Source organism: Moorena producens PAL-8-15-08-1, assembly GCF_001767235.1.
Taxonomy (GTDB): Bacteria; Cyanobacteriota; Cyanobacteriia; order Cyanobacteriales; family Coleofasciculaceae; genus Moorena; species Moorena producens_A.
On sequence record NZ_CP017599.1, the window covers coordinates 5,674,913 to 5,695,493 of the forward strand.

Genomic DNA, 20,581 nt, shown 5'->3' on the forward strand with positions numbered 1-20,581 from the left:
TAATCTCTGTGCCGTCTGTGCCAGAGTTATATGCCCACTAATTCCTCGACCTCCTTTTCCCCAGAAGAGATTGCTGCTGAAGGCTTAACCCCTTCTGAATATGAAGAAATTGTCCAGCGCCTAGGGCGTCATCCCAATAAAGCTGAACTGGGAATGTTCGGTGTGATGTGGTCGGAACATTGCTGCTACAAGAACTCCCGTCCTCTACTGAAGCAATTTCCCACAGAAGGCAAACGTATTCTAGTTGGTCCTGGGGAAAATGCTGGTGTTGTAGACTTGGGTGATGGGCTACAACTGGCATTTAAAATTGAATCCCACAATCACCCCTCAGCGGTAGAACCGTTTCAAGGAGCTGCTACCGGAGTAGGGGGGATTCTACGGGATATTTTTACCATGGGAGCTCGCCCGATTGCCGTCTTAAACTCTCTGCGCTTTGGGACTTTGGATAATGCCAACACTAGACGATTGTTTAATGGGGTAGTAGCAGGAATCAGTCACTATGGCAATTGCGTGGGTGTCCCTACTGTAGGGGGTGAAGTTTACTTTGACCGGGCATACACTGGTAATCCCTTGGTGAATGTGATGGCTCTGGGACTGATGGAAACTCCAGAAATTGTTACCTCTGGAGCCTCTGGAGTTGGAAATCCTGTGCTCTATGTTGGGTCCACTACCGGTAGAGATGGGATGGGAGGGGCAAGTTTTGCTAGTGCCGAACTTACGGATCAATCCCTAGATGACCGCCCAGCGGTGCAAGTGGGGGACCCGTTCCTAGAAAAGTCTTTGATTGAAGCGTGTCTTGAGGCATTCCAAACCGGTGCCGTAGTAGCTGCTCAAGATATGGGAGCTGCTGGCATAACCTGTTCTACTTCAGAAATGGCAGCTAAAGGGGGCTTGGGTATTGAGTTCGATTTAGACCTGGTGCCAGCGCGAGAAACAGGTATGGTGCCTTATGAATACCTGCTGTCGGAATCCCAAGAACGAATGCTGTTTGTTGCCCACAAGGGTCGAGAACAGGAACTGATAGATATTTTCCACCGTTGGGGACTCCATGCTGTGGTAGCAGGTAAGGTAATCGAAGAACCTTTGGTCAGGATTTTGTTCCAAGGAGAGGTAGCAGCAGAAATCCCAGCTACTGCTCTAGCCGATAATACTCCAATTTATCAGCGGGAGCTATTGACAGAACCACCAGACTATGCATTGAAGGCTTGGGAATGGGATGGGGAATCCCTCCCTCCCTGTAATGTTACAGGTATTGAGATTAACAGCAAACATCACAGTTGGAATGACATTCTAGGTCAACTCCTAGATACTCCAACTATTGCGTCGAAACGCTGGGTTTATCGGCAGTACGACCACCAAGTCCAAAACAATACCTTAATTCTGCCAGGAAATGCTGATGCTGCCGTGATTCGGTTACGCCCTTTACAGCAGTTGAATGTTGAAAAGTTGAATGTTGGAGGTTCGACCGAAACTAACCTTCAACCTTTAACCTCTAATGCTGGTGTGGCGGCAACGGTCGATTGTAACTCCCGTTATGTTTATCTTGACCCCTATGAAGGGGCAAAAGCTGTGGTAGCAGAAGCAGCACGGAATCTCAGCTGTGTGGGTGCAGAACCTTTGGCAGTAACCGATAATCTGAATTTTGGTTCTCCAGAAAAGCCTGTGGGTTACTGGCAACTGGCTTCGGCTTGTGCAGGAATAGCAGAGGCTTGCCGGGAAATGAGCACTCCTGTGACTGGGGGGAATGTTTCCTTGTATAACGAAACTATTGATAGTGACGGGAATCCTCAGTCGATTTACCCGACGCCAGTGGTAGGGATGGTGGGATTAATTGCTGATATTACTAAAACCTGTGGTCAAGGTTGGCAAGGTGAAGGGGATTTAATCTATTTATTAGGATTGGGGACTAAATACTGGGAAAATAGTCAATCCCAAATTAAATCCCAAACTAAATCCCAAATTACATTAGGTGCTTCGGAGTATCTGGCAACGATTCATGGCATGGTTGCGGGCAAGCCACCAGTAGTGGATTTTGATTTAGAGCGTCGTGTCCAAACCGTAACGCGAGAGGGTATCAGTCAAGGTTGGGTAAATTCTGCTCATGACTGTGCTGAAGGGGGATTAGTCGTAGCGTTGGCTGAATCCTGTATTGCAGGTAAGTTGGGGGCAGACATTACTCTAGGCTATAGCTCCGAGTCGTTAGACCTGCGCTGGGATGAAGTGCTATTTGGTGAAGGGGGGAGTCGGATTCTGGTTTCTGTAACTCCTCAACAGCAAACAAGTTGGGAATCTTATCTAAAAGAACAGTTAGGGGATGAGGAATATTGGCAACAACTGGGTGTTGTTCAAGGGGACAATGCTGGTTTACGAGTACTGGTGGAAAATGGTCAGTCTGTGATTGAAGTGACAATTCAGGAGATGTGTGATTCTTGGGAGAATGGGATTGAAAGGCGTTTGAGAGTTTAGGAGGGAATCGGTAATCGGGAATCGGGACAAAATCCTGTGTACGTTATTATTATGAGAACCGGTTTAGCGGTGTTTCTTTGCAACCGCTTTGCGAAGTTCGTTTGGAACCGCTTTGCGATCGCGTCTGCAACGTTTTTTAAAAATGTTAAACAGGAATTGGCTGGATAGGGATTGGCTGACAAGAGCTTTGCTAAGATAGCATAATTCAGTTTTCTGATACTCAATGACCAATCCAAGAGCCGATTACGATAATCCCTGGAAAGAAGCGCTTTCCATCTATTTTGAATCCTTCATGGCATTCTTTTTTCCCGAGATTGACCGTAACATTGACTGGGAAAGAGGCTATGAATTTCTTGATACAGAATTCCAACAGGTGGCTCGAGATGCAGAAATTGGCAGCAGGGAAGCCGATAAACTGGTCAAAGTTTGGCGACAAGACGGTGAAGAAACGTGGGTACTGATTCATGTGGAAGTACAGAGTCAGGCTCAGTCAGTCTTTGCGGAAAGGATGTACGTCTACAACTATCGCATCTTTGATATGTATCGACAGAAGGTAGTCAGTTTAGCTGTTCTCGCTGATGATGAGGAGTCTTGGCGACCAAGTGAATACAATTACGACATTTGGGGTTGTCGAGTTTTATTGCAGTTTCCAGTAGCTAAGCTGTTAGATTATCAGCTGTCTAAACTAGAACAAAGCACTAATCCTTTTGCTGTGATTGTGGCTGCACATCGCACCACTCAGCAAACTGTTCAAAATCCCCAGGGACGGTATCAGGGCAAATTAAGCATTGCCAAGAGTCTTTATCAACGAGGGTATAGTAGACAAGATATCCTAGAATTATTCCGGCTCATCGACTGGATGATGACATTACCGGATAGCTTTCAGATTGGGTTTAAACAGCAAGTCAGACGTTTTGAGGAAGAAAGCACAATGCCCTATGTTACTAGTATAGAGCGCCTTGCTCGTCAAGAGGGGATAGAAGAAGGCATTCTCCAAAGTAGTCGAGAGACTGTTTTGGAAGTGCTTAAGGTACGATTTGAGGATGTGCCAAGGGAGTTGGTTGAGAAAATTAACCAGATTGGGTCGGTCTCTGTCTTGAAAACTTTGCATCGACAAGGAATTACTATTGCTTCTGTTGAAGAGTTTCAGGGTGGGCTTGACCAATTGCTATCTGTTGAGCAGGAACAGGAGGAAGGTTGAATAGGGTGCATCTTTTTGTTGTAAATCTATAAATCAGGGGAGGGTGGGGAGGGTGGGGAGATGGGGGGATAGGGGAGATTTTTATTCAGGGTAATTATCCTGAGATGATATTAGCCTTCAATGGTCGTATTTTTGCAAAAGTGAGTCCACCCGGTTGAATACCGGTTATAGGGAGATAGATTCGGAAGTTTAAAAGGGGAGAGCGATGTTCCAAAAGAACCGCTTTGCGAACGTACATGTTGAAAATCATACCCTGATTCAGCAACGCCGTAATTTTTAGTTAAATTTAGTTAAATGATTTAACAATTCGAGATAAATCATTATGGAATAGATGTGAGAGTGTATGGTAATGTGAGCTAAAAAGGTGCAAAAGTCGAGTATCATCAGGTTGTTGTAAGAGCAATTCATGTCTCAATCATGGCAAAGTTTATCTCAATCTAATTCGGGAAAAGAACCTTGGCTGGCGGTCAATTTATCATCTTTTTGGCCGGGATTAGGTCAACTCTATGCAGGCCAATTAATTCGAGGATGGATTTTGATAGTTACTCAAATTATCTTACAGAGTTTGGGTGTATGGTTAATAGTTTTTGACACGAGGACAAATATAGGTATCGGTTTCATTTTTTTAATAGCTGCTCTAATAATTTTTTTCTGGAATCTTTTTGATGCCTATAGTTGTACTAGAAAAGTAAATGATATAAGCTTTGAACGCCAAAGAAAAAGCCATAAAGATCCGTGGCGAGCTGTTTTTTTATCAAGAATAATTCCAGGACTGGGTCATTGGTATCTACGAAAATACTCAATTAGTATTTTATTATTGATTTTATTTATAGCATCCAGCATTTTCCCATTAGCTCCAATTATTTTTCAAGGGATTGTTGTCTATTACGCTTATGTGGCATCACCAGTTCGTAGAGAAATAACAAAAAACACTATAATCATCGTTGCTATTTTCATAATTTTGACTGCTTTGATTGCGCCTTTATCGAGAAATCTGGTAGAAGCTCGCTATATCGGATCAGGATCAATGCTGCCGACACTGCAAATTAATGATCGTTTAATTATCAACAAGTTTAGTTACTCTTTCCAAGAGATACAACGAAAAGATATTGTAGTTTTTTTGCCAACGGAGAAACTAAAAGAGCAAAATTTTAAAGATGCATTTATTAGTCGGAGCATTGGTCTCCCAGGAGATAAAATAGAAGTCAAGGATGGCAAGGTTTATGTTAATAATCAGCAGTTGGAAGAAAACTATATTGAAGAACCCCCTCAGTACAGCTTCGGTCCTATAACAGTGCCGCCTGATTCTTACATTGTCCTAGGAGATAACCGTAATAATAGTTATGACAGTCACCATTGGGGATTTGTCCCTAGGGAAAATATTATTGGGAAAGCTACTAAACGATTTTGGCCTCTGCATCGGGCTGGTGCCATAAAGTAACAATAGAGCTGGTCAATCCTCTACCTTTTCCTAAGGCTATTAACGTAAAACTTCGGCAGGTATTACGATGAGTAACGATAATTATTATCCAAGACAGAGCGTTGATTATTCAAAGCTACAGCAGCTTCTTTCGGAAGGTAAGTGGAGAGAAGCCGACTATGAGACATACGTTGTAATGCTAGAAGTAGTTGGCCGTAAAGAGGGAGATTGGATCAGACCAGAAGAGATCAAAAACTTTCCCACTACTGACCTCTTAGCTATTGATAAATTATGGCGGAAATATAGTTCCGATAAATTTGGATTTAGTATCCAAAATAAAATTTATATTGATAATAAACAATCTGTAGACAAATTATCAAGACAAGACTCTGGAATCATATCTAATGAGTCTGTTGAGTTTGTCAAGCGTGTTGGTTGGCAGATGGATAGTTACAAAGATCTGATCTTTGACATTACTCAAGCACCATTAGGACATTTACCTGGATGCTGGGCGTTTCGATTTTTTGGTTTTGGTTGGTATCTGATGTCCCACAAGGGGATATAGTTTATTGAAACGTTTGCTCTTGAGTGCCGGTGCCACCAAAGTACATACCTGTCTATCTCTCATGCATCCCGTAATTCAGCAACGCCCAATTTAGATATCCTATCCCAATTTAGATATCCTATCTAAGGATGCGAACGCAAACACAAACCTTCCACAATAAAAGCGTTAAACTGTGGAAAAGTCCTGCTCAAGTTATACTTCAATTACTATAATTATATCAATTAATTTTTCTGAGTTCCCTATTCCCTACTGCCTGCTCCCTGCTCCCTGCTCCCAGATCCGCTGTTCCCTATTCCCTTTGCTATATGGACAATGAAATCGTTTTGTTTCTAGCTACTGTTGGTCTACTGATCCTGTATCTGGTATTTTCTGCCCTAACTGAGATGGGTACCAAGTTTCCTTGGAATAAATAATAGTTGATGGGTTTTCCCAAGTGGTATAGTAAATAATTTGGGTATCCCTTGTGGTGTAAGAAGTTTAGGACTAACGAAATGACAAGAGGTTTATCCAGTCTGACAGCAGAGAGCTATAGCAGTTAGCGTGTAGGTTAAGTATAATACCGAATTCTAACTGCTAACTACTGACTAATGACGACTGGTATTGTTTGTTATGGTAATTAGCGTGGGTTGCCAACCGCTACAAACCGCTATAGGTTATAGCGTCTCGTTTCGGAGTACCAAACAAAATGGCCTCCCATCCAGGAACGCAATCCATTAATATAGTCTTTGAGACTAGCATCTTCGGCTTCACCGAATGAGGGAAGATGAGACTCTAAGTATAGAAATGCTTTCATCTCAGCATTGCACATTTGAACCGCTTGTTGAACAGCATCTTGCAAAGAGAGGTTATACTCTTGCTGGAGTACCAAGACTATATTGTGAGGATTGCCCTCATTCAATTCTCTATTGACTCCAAGTATGTCATTTGTCCAACCCACATAGTTGCTTGCCATCACGGCCATATTTTGGACATAAATATGTCTCAAGAATTTAGCATTGGCTGGAATATTCTTAGAAATCCAAGTTAAATCCAAGCAGGGATATATGGCCAACGGATAAGGACGTAATTTTACATAGGTAGACAAATCTGGAGTAATATTATCCAAGCAATTGGTAGCTTCCCATATATATCCTTGGAATTGCTGGTCTACATCATGAGCAAAACGCTCAACCCATTCTTTACTTGTTTTTTGAATTAAGCGTTGGCGAATGTCTTGTAAAGCTTGAACAAAATTATTATCTTGTTGAGTGACCTCAGCACCGTTTAAAACATCCACCAACTGATTCTTCATGGCAGATAATTCATTGGGATTTTTCCCTAACTCTGAAGAATCACAGACATCATCATAAGTGAAAAACCACATTATCCAGTCACTCATTAGATAAAGATCATCAGCAGAGGCATTAGGATTAGTATAGCCAACGCACCAAGCTGCTTTCGCAGAGCGTAAACCTTGGTACTCTGTTCCTCCCTTTGGAATCAGTCCAAATTTTTCTACCCATTGCAAACTATGTTTCTCAGCCAACTCGGTATATTTATTGAGTTCTACATCTATTGGACAATAAAATTCGGGAATGTCTGAACGTCGAATTATATCCATGGAAAATAGCTGAGATTAATATACCAAAGGGAACAGCGGATCTGGGAACAGCGGATCTGGGAGTAGGGAGTAGCGATGCAGCGCGGTCTTGGGGAGGCAGTGCGGTCTTGGGGGTCTCCCCCATGAGCAACTGCCGTGGTTTCCCCCATGAGCGACTGCATCAAGACGGGAAAAGGGAAAAGGGAACAAAAATTATCACAATTCGTTTAGGATTGGTATACCTTAAAAATTTAATAGGAACCCCAAAAGTAATTTCCCGGAGATTTTGGGTTATCACTGCGGAAAAATTCATCCATCAAGGTGAAAAGCTCTTCCTGAGAGATATGTCCATCACTATTCAAATCCAGTTGGCAAAAATTTTCCCTTGCCCAACTAGCATCAACACCATAAGCACTTACCAAATCTACATACTCTTGCTGACTAATTTCTCCATTGTCATCCTCATCAAGTAAAGCAAAAAAGACATCACATTGCAAATGAATAAGGGGTTCATAGGCATCTGAGTGAATCAGATTGTCGTAATACTTAAACCATTCCTCAAGGGTGATTTCTGCATCCCTGTTTTGATCAGCCAAACTCAAGTTATTCCACATGGACACCAAGATAGAACGCAGATAGGCATATTGCCAAGAATTAGGTTTTAGCCCTCGTGAACTAGCCAGTTTATTCAAAATCAGATGAAAATCATTTTGGTTGAGAGTTCCACCTGAATCGGTATCGATATTATTGAATAATGTTGTTAATTTCCTTTGTTGTAATGCGGTTAACATTTTCAAGTAACCTTGGATTAAAATTTATGGTTTTTCAGTTTAATATGAGTAGCTTATGAGTCTAAAAAAAATCCTTAAAAACGAATTATTTTACTGGTGTTTCACCTATAAATTGAAGGACTGAGCGCGCCCGGAGTTTTGACTCAGACGAAACCTTGCTACTCTTACTTCCCATGATTTTATGGTTTAGAAAACTAAGGTTTTTGACTACACAGAGAATTCTACCGGATACTTGACATTGGTTACAAGTTAAAAGGTAAGGCATTTTGTCAATACCTCCAAGTAGAGAAATTAACCTTGAGCATTATTAACGTAAGCATACAGCGGTTTGCCATTCAGTTAGGTACTTTCGTTCTGGGTTTTTAGGGAGTAGGGAGCAGGGAGCAGGGAGCAGGGAACAGGGAAGTCAGAAGTGGGAAGTCAGAAGTGGGAAAACAATCCTGTGTACCTGATAGTTATGCAAACCGCCGTATGCTGAACGCGCATTAGCTGATCGCTGATCGCTTACGTTGATAAACTTCCTCGCTTGTTCTGTTCCCGCTCGATGGCTTCAAACAAAGCACGAAAATTCCCTTCTCCAAATCCCTTGGCCTGACAGCGGCGCTCAATGATTTCAAAAAAGAACGTAGGCTTCCCAAAAATGGGCTTGGTGAAGGTTTGAAGTAACAAAGCTTGGGAAAACTCTTGCTGCCAATCTACTAATATTTGTCTGGTAGCAATTTCTTCCCATTCTGCTGTTGGTAAGGGTAAATTAGAGCCCCCTGGTCTTTGCCGCAACTGACTGTAATAGCTGGAAGGCACTTCAATAAACGGCAAACCTCGACCACGGAGTTGCGCGATCGCTTCTACTATATTGCTAGTTCTAAGAGCAATATGCTGGATTCCTGGTCCACCATTGAAATCTATAAATTCCTGAATCTGGGAATTAGCAGAAGTCGGTTCATTGATCGGCAATTGGACTTGACCAGTGGGATCAACCATGACCTGAGAGTATAAACCAGACTGTTGTGTCTTAATAGAAAATAGTTGTTGTGGGCAAAATCCCAGCACTTGTTGATACCAATTTACTGCCCGTTCTAACTCACCAGCCGCTACATTAAGTACCACATGATCAATGGTGGTGAACATGGTCTGAGGATTGTTATTGCCTTGGTTTGCCTCTCTACTAAGGGAGGGTACCTTACCATCAGCAGTTTTCGTGATCCAGTTCAACTGAGCCGGGAAAAAGGATTCCTCACAGATGCCATCCCGCTCAACAAGGGTATGAACCACAGAACCCCAGGAGGGGATTTTACTCCACTTGAGCCGTCCGTGTCTTTGACATTGCTCGTGAGGTGGTTGTATCACTTGGTTGCCTTGAGCGGACGCATTCTCAATCACCGCTTCCAGGTCTTCTACTAGAAAAGCGATGTCAGCCACTCCAGGAGGATGCACACGCAAAAACCCAGCAATAGGACTTGCTGATGTCAGAGGTGACGAGATAACAAACGTGATTGAGCCACTTTTGACAACTTCTGTGTAGGTATGGTAACTACTGCCACTGGCGACCCGTTGAAAGCCAAGAGTCTGGACTAACCAATCAGAAAAAACTGTAGCATCTCTAACATAGAAGTGAACATGATCAATTTTCATGATTGAAATCCAGTTAAAGAGCTTGTACTGTTTTTAATGTGGCGTTGCTGAATAAAGGAATGAATGGGCGATCATCCGGTTTTGCTAAAGCCCCCTAAATCCCCCAAATTTGGGGGACTTTCATAGTTTTGTTCCCCCCAGAATTGGGGGGTTAGGGGGGCGAAACCATACCCAAATCAGCAACGCCTTTAATGTTGCTATTTTTAGAAAATTATACCAATTTGCCGTCAAATCTATAGCAAAGGGAACAGGGAACAGCGGATCTGGGAGTAGGGTGTAGGGAGTAGGGTGTAGGGTGTAGGGTTTAGGGTTTAGGGTGTAGGGTGTAAGGTAGGCAGTGCCTACCAAACCGATTGGCCAGCTTGGTAAATCCATCTGATATCATCATGTCAGGATAATTACCCTTAATCAAAACCTACCCCTGTGAGATCTCCCCATCTCCCCATCTCCCCATCTCCCCATCTCCCCATCTCCCCACCCTCCCCACACCTCCCACACTCCCCTCTCTTTCCCGATTCCCGATTCCCGATTCCCGATTCCCGATTCCCGATTCCCGATTCCCCACAACTAAGCACTAATCAGATGGCCAATGTGCTTTGCGATCGCATCTGCTGGTAATACCTCTAAGGAAGACATCTGCATTGTTCCAGCCAGATAGTTGCTCTGATGCTTAGCAACTTGCTGGCTCAAGGGATCTAGGAGTGTGTGATCGTCCCGTAACGCTTCAGTCAGTGACTCCTGAGTGATGACCAGAATCTCTGTCTCCATGGCAGCAGTGATGGTAACTTTTGGCAAGGGTTTACCTAAGAAAAGAGTCATCTCACCGAAGAAGTCTCCGGCTTGTAACTGTTCCACAGGAAATGGAGGGCAGTAGTTGAGGAATTCCTGCCGTTGCTCAAGATCGTGAATCTCTGCTGCTAAGAGTTGGTAAAGCCAGTAGAGGGAGGATGTCTGCTGTGCCGCCTCATGGGCTACAGAAAAAGCAGTAGGACCGATGTAGTGAGCTAGCTGATAAGCGAGCCTTTCAATCACCTGTTGATCTAATGGAGTAGGGGGTTGGGCTTTCGGTCTATGACTGAATGCTTTGACTGTAGTCTTGCCCAAGGTCATAACCACCTGTTGCTCCACTTCTAGGCAGCCTTTAACGACAATAAACATAGCGTTTTGGGGCAGATTTTTGCTACTTAGGGTTTCACCAGCATCAAATAGTAGAGGCTTGGCACATTCGATCAGGATTTTCTGCGCCCCAAGGCTGAAGTGGCGGAAGAATTCAATGGAGCTGAGGAGTTTGAGGTGCTGCTTGTTGGAGGGGATAATATACCTAGGACTTAATCCTTCACGGCGTAACCCATACCAGACTCGACGTAAGAGTTCGCGATCTGTGTGTAGCGGAGCAATGTTGTAGTTTTTAGGAAAGTATAAAAGTTTGTAAGTGATAAACAGCCCTGGATCCGCTAAATCATATTCCCACATCCTGACTTGAATCGGTTTGTCCAGGTTAATGTTAGGGTGGGGCTGATTCAGGACTGCTCCATAGGCAGTATCAATCACTTGTTGGGGGGGAGAAGCAGCAGGCACTAAAAATTCCACAGAGCGCATCACTGGTTGTACCGTGGATGTCTTAGTGGGAATCACCGTAAGTAAGTCATCTGACAGTAACCCATTAGGAATGTAAGTCATTTCACCAGTACACTGACGTATCCCGATGGACCGCCAGGTGATCGACTCGATTACACCCTCTACATCACGGATAATCACTCGGTCACCAATTTGAAACGGTTGGTCAATCCGTAGGGCTACCCCTGAAAAGAAATTGCCTAAAGTAGACTGTAGAGCAAAGCCGATCATTGCTGTGATTAATGCTGAGGTGGTAAAGAAGGCTGCAATGTTTTCCCCCAGTAGTCCTAAGATCAAAACCGAGCAAACTGCATAGAGTAATAGGGAAATAACTAGCTTGAGCAAGGCTGAGGGTTGTTTACCTTGGGAGCGGGCAAACCAAACATCAACTACCACAAAGGAAATAAAATTAACGATTACAATACTACCGCAGACCAATACCGTAATTTGTAGGTACTTCACTATCGAGTCTGATACCAGGTCTGGGTTGCTACTCACAAAGGTATAGGCTAAAAGCAACAGACCGGTGAGGCCGAGAATAGTTAAGTGTTTTGCAGTCATTTCGGGTTAGAGATATCGTCAGAGTGACTTGAGGGTAAGTTGCAGTTTGACAGGGCTTTACTTAAGCTGATCAGCAATCTATTGATGGATTGGCTGAGCTTGCCAATTTCATCAGAGCGACCATCTGGTAATTGCGAACCTTCCACCTTTCTGAGGCTGATTTGCTCCACCAAGTGAGCAATGCTGTTGAGGGGATTAACTACCCAGCGCCTGACGATTAGACTGACTGTGGTGTAAGCGATTAAGAAAATGCTAGCTAGCAGCAATAAGAATGAAAAAATAGCCTGTCGCGCTTGTTTCTCCGGCATTGACGTAGGCACAGAGAGCAACCTGATCCCAACAATCTCATTTAGCTTCCAATCAAAGCCCCTGGCATCACCATAGGTTTTAATCAAGGCTGGGGGAGCATCTTCTGGCTTGCCGTGACATTGCAAACAGCTTTGGGACTTAATCTGGATCGGTTGGGCAACGTAGACACTTTTGAGTCCTTGCTTGGTAGAGCGCTGCCCAATAATTTCCTTGAGATTGGGGTGAGTGATAAATTCTCGAATCAGCTCCACTTGCCATCCCTCAGCCAGATCTTTGAGGTTGGTAGGGTTAAGCGCCCGCTCAGCATAGGTATAGCCGTCATAGTCCTGGTTCAGACCCTTGAACAATTGTTGAGCGGCATAGGAGGGCACAGTTTGGGGAAGGAACTCTTCTGTTTCCAGTTCTCCGAGCAACGGTCGAACTTGATCAGTAGTGTAATCCCTAGCCGCCACTGCTGTAGTCAACAGCACTTCCGCAGTATGAACAACTTCCTTACGAGCATTTTGCTGTTCTACAGCATAGGTGATCAACCCAGCTATGATCCAGCCGCATAAGAAAATGACTAGTATGACTAATTCCAGTCTGGTTTGTAGTTTCATCCTTAAAGGTATAGGAAAGGGAGCAGGGAGCAGGGAGCAGGGAGCAGGGAGTCGGGAGTCGGGAGTCGGGAGTCGGGAGTAGAGACGAAAAATTATCACAATTCCTAAACGGATTGCTGTAGTCAATTTTTCTAAGCTATCAGCTTAAGCGCTACGCGCACGCGTGCGCGTTCAGCTTTTGAATAAGATAAACTGATGGCTGACCGCTGACGGCTGAATGCTTACCAATTTTTCGGTGTTTATCCCGTTAGTACTGTTTATCGTTATTTTAGTTAAAGTTAATCCTATAGACTTCAGTAATTTCCCTAATATGTTGATTAATAGATCGGTTTTTACTTGGGTAGTTTACACAAGTTTTGTATTTTAAGAATGAAGAATGAAGAATGAAGAATGAAGAATGAAGAATGAAGAATGAAGAATGCCAGTGGGGTGGGGAGCATATCACTTTTTAAATTAGGTACATAGATCCCCCCTAACCCCCCTTAAAAAAGGGGGGAATTAGATTCAAAAGTCCCCCTTATTAAGGGGGATAATGGGGGATCTGAATCAGGGATTAACAAAACTGACATGCACCCAGTGGGGTGTCTGTGATACAGATGCAATGGAAAAAAGGATTAGTTGACATATCGCGCTTTTTGTAAAGTACAATTTATACTAAAAAAATGCAATTACCCTGATTTGTTCCAATCACCATAAATTGGCAAGACCCTTAATTCTAGCCCAAACACAAAATTGGGTGCATCTCAATGCATGCTGTTTAACGTGGTGGTGCGTTACGGGATGGACTGTTCCAATACTAGCTAATGCGAAAATCAGGGCTAGTCCATCCCTAACGCACCCTACAGAACATTTTCTATTACTAAAAACCCTCTTTACTATTGCCTTTTGCCTTTTGCCTTTTGCCTTAAAGGGATAAGCTTTGTCCTCACAAGTCGTTGAATTGCTATAACTTCCAGAAATATTTATCCCTCGATACTCAAGGCTTAGTTTGCAGTGTTTCGCAATGTTTCTGAAGGTAACTCCCCAAACATAGCTTTGTAATCTCTAGTAAAATGACAAGGACTGTAGAACCCAAATTGACTAGCAAGAATGGCTATGGTACAACGTTCTGGTTCGCTTGCTTTCAAGCGTTCTCGCACTGCATTAAGTCGTCGTACCTTGAGATAGCGCATGGGACTCAAGCCAAATAATTCCTGAAAACCATAAGATAAGGCAGAACTGCTAGACCCTAAATTTTGAGCTAGCTGTTTTAAAGTCAGAGGTTTTTCCAAGTGTGCTAAGATTTCTTTTTCAGCTTGGGCAATCAACTTGGCTCTTCGGGAAGGTTTGATAAAACACTTGGAATTTAACTTAATGGGAATATTACTAATTAACAAAGGAAGGAAATCATCCGTAACGAGTTTTTCAATGTGAGGTTTTTGTAACCAATTGGGTTTGTGTACTGCTAACCAAATAAGTTCTTTCAGGTAATCTTTAATTTCGTTCATCCCCGTTGGTAGCAAATTCACATGATTTTTACTTCGGAAATTATCGTCTAGATCGTGGCGTTGTAGTTGGTCTGCATAAGCATCAAACGTTTTAACAGGGATTATAATGTTTATCAACGTTGCACCTTGAGGAAATATTTCGTGTGCTTCCCTGTTATTGAAACCAAAAATAGTCCTTTGGGGCTCCACAGGGTGACGGAAGGAGTAATATTCCTTTTCATTCTCAGACAAAAGTATCGCAAAACATATGTATCCCTTTGTACCCTCACCCGAAAATTTAATCCCTTGGTTCGCCTGATTATATACAAAAAATAAGTTACCAATCTGAACGGACAAAAACTCAGCTTGAAGAGGACCGGGACTGAGTTGTATTATTTCCTTATTTTGATACTCAAATAACTCTTTGAAATAATCCACATCTGTAAAGGATTTGGAGAAAATATTCTGATTGCCTGTCCCAGGATCATCCTCAGCTTGGGTAGTTTTACTTTTGTTGGCATCAATTAACAAACTCATTTGAGCACCACTCGAACAAAAAAATAATCCAACTACCTATAAGCAAAACTAATATATTTCAAAAATTAGTTATTTAAATCTTATATCTGAGAAAGTTGGAATTTTTGATTATTCACAGAGATAGTTTACTACTAAAGTTGACTTGGGGTAAGACCCGTGACGAATTTAATTACGGGTCAAGGGCACCGTGAGGTCTTTGACTTACCCCATAGCACAACAGAGTGGGCTTGACCCACCCTGATGGGATTATGGCTTTGTAAAGCCAGGAAAACTAGCTTTGTGAAGGGCTAAACAACAACTTTCCCAAACATTACTGCTGTTTATCAGGTTTTAAGGATGATTTTGAATCGAATTTGGAGAGTGATGGTAGTAGTGGCGATCGCTACCTCTCTTCTCCTTGGAAATATCATATTACCCACAAGTCCTGTTCTTGCTGAAGTAACAGAAAATTCGTTTGATCGCGATGGCGATCCGGCCAATGTCGGTCGGGAGGTTCGCCCCCCCGTTCCTATAGAAAACTGTTTCTGGAAAATGACCGTTGGTGCTGACCCATACCACAACGCCTTCTATCCAGATCAGCAATCCGCCTATCCAATCGCCCTGTTTTCCCTACCTGCTGATGACTCTGGTGAGAAGGGTTATGTCAAGATCACCGGGGAGTTTCCCCATGGTCGTTCGATGACATTTAGCGCCTACTTTTATGATCCAGACTCAGCTACTTTAGTCAGCGGAGATCATCAGATCGTCGATGATCAGATTAAACCCGACAAAGGGTCAATAAATCCATTTGAAGAGGGTGCCAAACGTACAGCCAAGAACCGTTCCTACACCCTGAAATGGGTTCCTGAAGCACTCCCTGAGAAGGAAAAAGACCGTGAGGAAAATACGTTGTATCTTGGAGAGCAAGAGTTCCCTGGCATCGGGTATATTGTGGTGATGCGAATCTATGTCGGCGATAAAGGGACAAACCTATTTGGCGGCACGACTTTACCAGAGGCCAAGATTATCATGCCAGATGGTACCAAAATTAAGGGTGATAAACTCTGCGACCCCAAATACTCTCCCTTCACTGGGGATATGAGTAGTGTTTATCCATCTCCAACATTCGATCCAGAGGCTTATCGGAGGGAGCGCGATCGCACAGAGTGGTATAATCAAGACCGACCCGTTACCTGGCCTGCTCAAGATCCTCCCTACATCATCCGGGAGTGGACTGCGAATTATAATTTCTGTGCCAACTTTGAACAAGGCCCTGACAACGCAGATAAGTGTCCTCCCCCTGTAGATCCTAATGTTGGTTCAGGTGGGTTTGGTAATTCCACAACTGTTTATCTGATGACGTGGATGGATCGCAATTTTGGCGAAGTCCTGGTCTTGCGGGGCAAAAAACCCAAGACTCCCAAGACCTATTTTGGCAATAAAACCTTTGACACGTCGGATGCTGAAATGCGCTACTTTTCCTGGAGTACAGACGAGCCTTTGTCTCGGTCGCGAGTTATCGATAGCGTCTTTGACGAAGAGATCCCAGTGGATGAAAAAGGTTATTACACCATAGTTGTCAGTCGGCCATCCTACCGTCCAGAGAATGCAACTTATGAATGTGGTTATGCCTGGTTAGAGTTTCCACCCGCTGGTGACGGGTTCGGCGACGTGTATCTGGGCGAGTTGCGCAATCGCTGGCAAATGCCCCTCAATGACTTTGAATACGCACCCCACAAAGCAAAGAAACCAGGTAAAGAAAAAAAGGTCATGGGCGAGTATTTCCCGGTTGGTGAATATATGAGTCCTAAGAAGTTTGACAAAAAGTTTCCTTGTAATAAGTCGTAGCCCTCACGGGGTGACAACAACGCTCAAACCTAGATAGGTGGCACGGTTTTAGGTTTTAGGTTTTGGGTAAAATGAGCGCATCGGTGTCATTTGTATTTCCCAGCAATTGAAGCAATTCTGGCGTTGCTGATTCTGGGTATGGTTTCGCCCCCCTAGCCCCCCAATTCTGGGGGGAAAAACTCTCAAGCGATGCAGCGCGGTCTTGGGGAGCCAGTGCGGTCTTGGGGAGGCAGCGCGGTCTTGGGGGTTTCCCCCATGAGCGACTGCCGTGGTTCCCCCGGAGACGAAACCTGTTTATTGTGGAGCCTTTATAGTTAGCAGGTTATGCAGAAAAGGGTTCAATATTTGTTAATAGCGTGATTTGCGCGGTCTTGGGGGTTTCCCCCATGAGCGACTGCATCAAGACAAGGCTCCACTATCTTACGGTAACTTGGCCGTAGGCCACGCTTGGCCGTAGGCCACGCCAAAGGCGAACGCGAACAAACCATGAGCAACTGGCGTGGTTTCCCCCACTCGCGCTTTGCATCAAGACAAGTCCCCCAGAATTGGGGGACCCACGGGGGCTTTAATAAAACCAGATAATCGCGCATTCATTCCTTAATTCAGCAACGCCGCAATTTTTACCATACAACGTCAATGATAGTTTTAATCAATCCATACCCGCACGGACATTCTTCCCTAACACCTAACCCCTAAAACCTAACCCCTGTAAGATTTTAAAGAGCGCTTGTCACCCCCCCCAGCTACTGGATACCTATATTCTGTCTTACTTCTTACGTGGCGATGTCGCTATCGTTGAGAAATGTCGTAGTGAATCCAGATTTTACTATCGCGGATTGAACCATGAACAATCGTACCATATACACGGCGATGATTTTCCCAGCTTTCATGGAGCAGCAGAAAATGCTTGCGTTCCGGTAGCGTGACCTACGGTCAATCGCCAGTGATACTCACATAGGTTGTTCATCACCGAATATATCTAAGCTTGTGAAGCAACACTTTGGGGATTAACACTTATAATCTCAGAAAAACGTTTGAAGTCATCAATGTTAAATGTAAGTAAATGTGTAATTTTATGAGTTACCATCGCAGCGACTAAACGAGCATCATGTACTTGTTTTCCCTTAACCTGATGTTTAATAATAATACTTTCCCACTCAGCCAAAATCCCAGGAGTATCAGGATATAGTACAAATAGTCTCTTGATTTTATCTGTTGCTTGTGAAGCTTCATCAATAGATAAACCTAAACCATTATTGCTAATTGGTCGTGTAGCAACAGCCCAAAACTCGATAAGATTCTGTGGAATAATACATAAGGACACACCTTGTCTTCTAAGTATAAAAATCGCTTTTCGAGCATCGGGATGCATCGGGCTAGTCTTCTGCACCAAACGCAGCAAAACATTTGTATCCACCAAATAGCTCATAACATTTCTTCTTCTCTTGTGTAGATACTTTCTCGGTCAACTGCTGTATCCGCAAGTGGCGGTGCTACAGTAAAAGATGGACTATTGATTAGATCCATCAATGCCGAGTTCCATTCTTGATCGGTTGCTGTTTGATAGAAAGATGTTTGTTTTTGGTTAATCAAACTCTCTTCAATTACAGATTCAAGATAGGTGTCTAATGATAAACCTTTGGCAGCAGCTTGAGCAATTAAACGAGCCTCGACTTCTGGTTTAAATTGAAGCGTTATAGTCATTTTTTTTATAAATAATGAAATTATTTTCCAGGCATGACCATTATAACTGAAGTTAACCATACACCTGTACTATCACCCCCTGAGATTGGTTGGATATCGGTTGCTCGTGGTTTGAAAGCCCTATAATCTTGTAGAACTGTACTCGCAATAGAGTTAATTTGTTGAGAATGACCTAGGTTTTTTCGAGGGTAAGCCACAGCTTATTGATTTTTGCGCTTACCCTGCCACCAACTATAGCGTTTCTAGTACTCATGAGGTACACACTAGTTTTTCCCTCTTCCCTCTTCCCTTCCCCTCCTGGGAGGGGTTAGGGGTGGGTTTCTCTTCCCTATTCCCTGCTCCCTGCTCCCTGCTCCCTGCTCCCTAAAAACCAGAAATTTGTACCTCACAAGTCGTAGAATTCTATATAAGTTTTACTTATAGTTGGTGGCAAATTAGTTAATTATATTTTATAGCTGAGAAAGTTGGAATTTTTGATTATTCACAGAAATAGCTTACCCCTAAGCTAGGAAATGTCAGCAAAGTCAATTTCCGAATAGCCAAAAAATAGACCTCTTGCAAAAGTCTATTTTGGCTACGTAAGACTAATACTTTCGGTTCCATTTTTGGATCCATTTTTGCATTTATGCAAGAGGTCTAATGTAGAAGTAATTGACTCCACCCACTCATCCCAAAATTGGCTCGATCGCGTTTTGGGATGTATTTCTGAGATCGAGATAAATTACATAGCTCGTCTCTTGTTATGAGGTTATATTCATGTCTTCAATCGATAAAACGTCCGATTTTGATTGGGAAGAAGAGTACGCATATACTCTCGGAGTGCAGGCATTCATCTATGCCTTTCCTTGGGCCTACATGCCAGTAGCCTATAAGCTCCGCCTGGATTTAAACAAGGGTACTGTCAACCAATTTACCCACCTCCGGAAACTGAAGGATGAATCCCACCAGCTCGGTGGTGCACCCAATAATGACACCCTGTATTCTCAGGCATCTGTATATTTGGGTAAAGAACCCCTTATCCTATCGCTTCCAGCACTCCCATCAGATCCCGAACTCCCAGACTATCGCTACCACAACGTACAATTGACCGATTACCGAGGAGACCAATTTGCTTACGTGGGAACGCGGGCCACGGGAGGAAAAGGAGGTAATTTTGCCATTGTTGGGCCCAATTGGTCGGGGGATTTACCTGAAGACGTGCAGGAGCTTGAAGGTCCTTCGCCGACACCCTGGGCATTTCTCTCGGCGCGAAACTTACTGACGGCGGCGGAAAGGACGGAGGCGGAAACGAAGGAAGACCCGGACTTGGATGCAGTCCATGCTATTCAGGATCAGTATGTACTGACACCTCTGTCCGTGTGGAAAGATCCAGATGCCACCCCCGAACCTGTCGAGCTTTGGGAACCTTACGATCGCGCGACCGATCCCCTTGCGGACTGGAAGAATATCAACCGCGCGATGGTTGATAACCCTCCCGATTCCTATGATGCGTCCTTGCTCGAATTGTTCGAGACCATTGGTGTCGGGCCGGGATTAGACATTGAGGTTCAGAGTGAAAGCACGAAGCGCGGTCTCGAACGTGCTGCTGTAGAGGGTTTAAAGATCGTCGATGAGGCTGTCGTCCAAGGGTACGCACACAAAGAAGTGAATGGGTGGAAGTATCCGCCTTCATACTTGGGCCGACCTTCATCAGCACGGGATTGGCTGGTGCGTGCAATGCAGGCCCAAGCTGGCTTTCTTGCCAACGATACGATCGAGGCTATCTATATGAGCGTATTCGTCGATAAAGATGGCAATCCTCTGTCCGGGAAAAATCGTTACGAGCTTCGGTTCGACGGTGAAAACCTACCTGATGTCAATGCGTTTTGGTCTGTCTCCATGTACGACCTTAAATACAACTTGGTGGCTAATCCGATCAATCGCAATTCCCTAGGCGATCGTAGTGGCATGAAACAGAATGATGATGGCGGTTACACCATTTACATTCAGTACGAGGAACCAAGCGACGAGAACCTAATCCCCAACTGGTTACCCGCACCCGAAGGCGATTTCTTTATGTTCATGCGCCTGTACTTACCGGGCTACCCAGCATTGTCTCAGTACTGGGAACCCCCCAGTTTGGAGAATCTCGGTCCTGCCGAACCTTCTGGTGGTGCGAGCTAATTGCCGTTACCTACAGGGTGGGTTTTGCTCGCCCTGATTAACTAACCAGTGCGATCGCCAATCTCGTTGCAAATATTCTTTTATGGTGGACAAAATAGCCTACTTCGCTCTGATTGCTCCCCTATACATTGGCAAGAGGCGATC

19 protein-coding genes and 1 pseudogene are annotated in these 20,581 nt (G+C 43.9%); 8 read left to right on the forward strand and 12 right to left on the reverse strand.

The window, feature by feature from the left end:
- Nucleotides 1-30: 30 nt before the first annotated feature.
- From purL to BJP34_RS43905, 5 genes are all read left to right on the forward strand, one after another.
- A complete protein-coding gene (purL, locus tag BJP34_RS20765) occupies nt 31-2,466 on the forward strand; it encodes a phosphoribosylformylglycinamidine synthase subunit PurL (RefSeq protein ID WP_070393987.1) in 2,436 nt (811 codons plus the stop codon).
- 223 nt (nt 2,467-2,689) lie between these two features.
- Entirely contained in the window at nt 2,690-3,667 is a 978-nt protein-coding gene (locus BJP34_RS20770) for a transposase (protein ID WP_070393988.1), read from the forward strand.
- Nucleotides 3,668-4,601: 934 nt separating this feature from the next.
- Entirely contained in the window at nt 4,602-5,108 is a 507-nt protein-coding gene (gene lepB, locus BJP34_RS50090) for a signal peptidase I (protein ID WP_418904168.1), read from the forward strand.
- A 67-nt stretch (nt 5,109-5,175) separates the two neighbouring features.
- Entirely contained in the window at nt 5,176-5,652 is a 477-nt protein-coding gene (locus BJP34_RS20780; RefSeq protein WP_083305280.1) for a GUN4 domain-containing protein, read from the forward strand.
- A gap of 172 nt (nt 5,653-5,824) precedes the next feature.
- A complete protein-coding gene (locus BJP34_RS43905; protein WP_158517347.1) occupies nt 5,825-5,968 on the forward strand; it encodes a hypothetical protein in 144 nt (47 codons plus the stop codon).
- Nucleotides 5,969-6,298: 330 nt separating this feature from the next.
- On the opposite strand, the gene BJP34_RS20785 is transcribed toward BJP34_RS43905, so the two are convergent.
- From BJP34_RS20785 to BJP34_RS20815, 9 genes are all read right to left on the reverse strand, one after another.
- Nucleotides 6,299-7,252 (reverse strand): terpene synthase family protein, encoded by a 954-nt coding sequence (locus BJP34_RS20785; RefSeq protein WP_070393991.1) that lies wholly within the window; start codon nt 7,250-7,252, stop codon nt 6,299-6,301.
- On the reverse strand, nt 7,243-7,413 hold the full coding sequence (locus BJP34_RS43910; RefSeq protein ID WP_158517348.1) for a hypothetical protein: 171 nt from the start codon (nt 7,411-7,413) through the stop codon (nt 7,243-7,245). The genes BJP34_RS20785 and BJP34_RS43910 overlap by 10 nt, the downstream gene beginning before the upstream one ends.
- 69 nt (nt 7,414-7,482) lie before the next feature.
- Entirely contained in the window at nt 7,483-8,022 is a 540-nt protein-coding gene (locus BJP34_RS20790) for an EF-hand domain-containing protein (protein ID WP_070393992.1), read from the reverse strand.
- Nucleotides 8,023-8,526: 504 nt separating this feature from the next.
- On the reverse strand, nt 8,527-9,654 hold the full coding sequence (gene hppD, locus BJP34_RS20795) for a 4-hydroxyphenylpyruvate dioxygenase (protein WP_070393993.1): 1,128 nt from the start codon (nt 9,652-9,654) through the stop codon (nt 8,527-8,529).
- 120 nt (nt 9,655-9,774) lie between these two features.
- Entirely contained in the window at nt 9,775-10,029 is a 255-nt protein-coding gene (locus tag BJP34_RS20800) for a hypothetical protein (protein WP_070393994.1), read from the reverse strand.
- A 40-nt stretch (nt 10,030-10,069) separates the two neighbouring features.
- Nucleotides 10,070-10,219: a hypothetical protein gene (locus BJP34_RS43915; RefSeq protein WP_158517349.1), complete on the reverse strand. Its 150-nt coding sequence runs from the start codon at nt 10,217-10,219 to the stop codon at nt 10,070-10,072.
- Nucleotides 10,220-10,221: 2 nt separating this feature from the next.
- Nucleotides 10,222-11,832: a mechanosensitive ion channel domain-containing protein gene (locus BJP34_RS20805; protein ID WP_070393995.1), complete on the reverse strand. Its 1,611-nt coding sequence runs from the start codon at nt 11,830-11,832 to the stop codon at nt 10,222-10,224.
- Nucleotides 11,829-12,839 (reverse strand): c-type heme family protein, encoded by a 1,011-nt coding sequence (locus BJP34_RS20810; RefSeq protein WP_229423950.1) that lies wholly within the window; start codon nt 12,837-12,839, stop codon nt 11,829-11,831. Before BJP34_RS20810 ends, BJP34_RS20805 begins: the two co-directional genes overlap by 4 nt.
- Nucleotides 12,840-13,723: 884 nt before the next feature.
- A complete protein-coding gene (locus BJP34_RS20815; RefSeq protein WP_083305281.1) occupies nt 13,724-14,743 on the reverse strand; it encodes a helix-turn-helix domain-containing protein in 1,020 nt (339 codons plus the stop codon).
- 336 nt (nt 14,744-15,079) lie between these two features.
- On the opposite strand from BJP34_RS20815, the gene BJP34_RS20820 reads away from it, so the two are divergent.
- Complete coding sequence (locus BJP34_RS20820) at nt 15,080-16,570, forward strand: hypothetical protein (protein WP_070393997.1); 1,491 nt, start codon at nt 15,080-15,082, stop codon at nt 16,568-16,570.
- A 189-nt stretch (nt 16,571-16,759) separates the two neighbouring features.
- The gene (locus BJP34_RS49210) at nt 16,760-16,888 is read left to right on the forward strand and encodes a hypothetical protein (RefSeq protein WP_267876331.1); all 129 of its coding nucleotides are present in this window, start codon (nt 16,760-16,762) and stop codon (nt 16,886-16,888) included.
- 471 nt (nt 16,889-17,359) lie between these two features.
- Here BJP34_RS49210 and BJP34_RS37295 read toward each other — a convergent pair.
- The 3 genes and pseudogenes from BJP34_RS37295 to BJP34_RS20830 form a co-directional block, all read right to left on the reverse strand.
- Nucleotides 17,360-17,473, reverse strand: a pseudogene (locus BJP34_RS37295) (element excision factor XisI family protein); the annotation flags it as partial.
- Between the two features lie 76 nt (nt 17,474-17,549).
- The gene (locus BJP34_RS20825) at nt 17,550-17,999 is read right to left on the reverse strand and encodes a type II toxin-antitoxin system VapC family toxin (RefSeq protein ID WP_070393998.1); all 450 of its coding nucleotides are present in this window, start codon (nt 17,997-17,999) and stop codon (nt 17,550-17,552) included.
- Nucleotides 17,996-18,274, reverse strand: a complete 279-nt coding sequence (locus BJP34_RS20830) for a hypothetical protein (RefSeq protein ID WP_070396794.1) — start codon at nt 18,272-18,274, stop codon at nt 17,996-17,998. The genes BJP34_RS20825 and BJP34_RS20830 overlap by 4 nt, the downstream gene beginning before the upstream one ends.
- 756 nt (nt 18,275-19,030) lie before the next feature.
- Between BJP34_RS20830 and BJP34_RS20835 the strand changes: the two genes are divergently transcribed.
- On the forward strand, nt 19,031-20,437 hold the full coding sequence (locus BJP34_RS20835; RefSeq protein ID WP_070393999.1) for a DUF1254 domain-containing protein: 1,407 nt from the start codon (nt 19,031-19,033) through the stop codon (nt 20,435-20,437).
- Nucleotides 20,438-20,581 lie beyond the last annotated feature (144 nt).

What these genes read in the sequence shown, in the direction of transcription:
- purL (WP_070393987.1), top strand. Translation starts at nt 31, where the DNA reads ATGCCCACTAATTCCTCGACCTCCTTTTCCCCAGAAGAGATTGCTGCT.
- BJP34_RS20770 (WP_070393988.1), top strand. Translation starts at nt 2,690, where the DNA reads ATGACCAATCCAAGAGCCGATTACGATAATCCCTGGAAAGAAGCGCTT.
- BJP34_RS20780 (WP_083305280.1), top strand. Translation starts at nt 5,176, where the DNA reads ATGAGTAACGATAATTATTATCCAAGACAGAGCGTTGATTATTCAAAG.
- BJP34_RS20785 (WP_070393991.1), bottom strand. Translation starts at nt 7,252, where the DNA reads ATGGATATAATTCGACGTTCAGACATTCCCGAATTTTATTGTCCAATA.
- BJP34_RS43910 (WP_158517348.1), bottom strand. Translation starts at nt 7,413, where the DNA reads ATGCAGTCGCTCATGGGGGAAACCACGGCAGTTGCTCATGGGGGAGAC.
- BJP34_RS20790 (WP_070393992.1), bottom strand. Translation starts at nt 8,022, where the DNA reads ATGTTAACCGCATTACAACAAAGGAAATTAACAACATTATTCAATAAT.
- hppD (WP_070393993.1), bottom strand. Translation starts at nt 9,654, where the DNA reads ATGAAAATTGATCATGTTCACTTCTATGTTAGAGATGCTACAGTTTTT.
- BJP34_RS20800 (WP_070393994.1), bottom strand. Translation starts at nt 10,029, where the DNA reads ATGGATTTACCAAGCTGGCCAATCGGTTTGGTAGGCACTGCCTACCTT.
- BJP34_RS20805 (WP_070393995.1), bottom strand. Translation starts at nt 11,832, where the DNA reads ATGACTGCAAAACACTTAACTATTCTCGGCCTCACCGGTCTGTTGCTT.
- BJP34_RS20815 (WP_083305281.1), bottom strand. Translation starts at nt 14,743, where the DNA reads ATGAGTTTGTTAATTGATGCCAACAAAAGTAAAACTACCCAAGCTGAG.
- BJP34_RS20820 (WP_070393997.1), top strand. Translation starts at nt 15,080, where the DNA reads ATGATTTTGAATCGAATTTGGAGAGTGATGGTAGTAGTGGCGATCGCT.
- BJP34_RS49210 (WP_267876331.1), top strand. Translation starts at nt 16,760, where the DNA reads ATGCAGCGCGGTCTTGGGGAGCCAGTGCGGTCTTGGGGAGGCAGCGCG.
- BJP34_RS20825 (WP_070393998.1), bottom strand. Translation starts at nt 17,999, where the DNA reads ATGAGCTATTTGGTGGATACAAATGTTTTGCTGCGTTTGGTGCAGAAG.
- BJP34_RS20830 (WP_070396794.1), bottom strand. Translation starts at nt 18,274, where the DNA reads ATGACTATAACGCTTCAATTTAAACCAGAAGTCGAGGCTCGTTTAATT.
- BJP34_RS20835 (WP_070393999.1), top strand. Translation starts at nt 19,031, where the DNA reads ATGTCTTCAATCGATAAAACGTCCGATTTTGATTGGGAAGAAGAGTAC.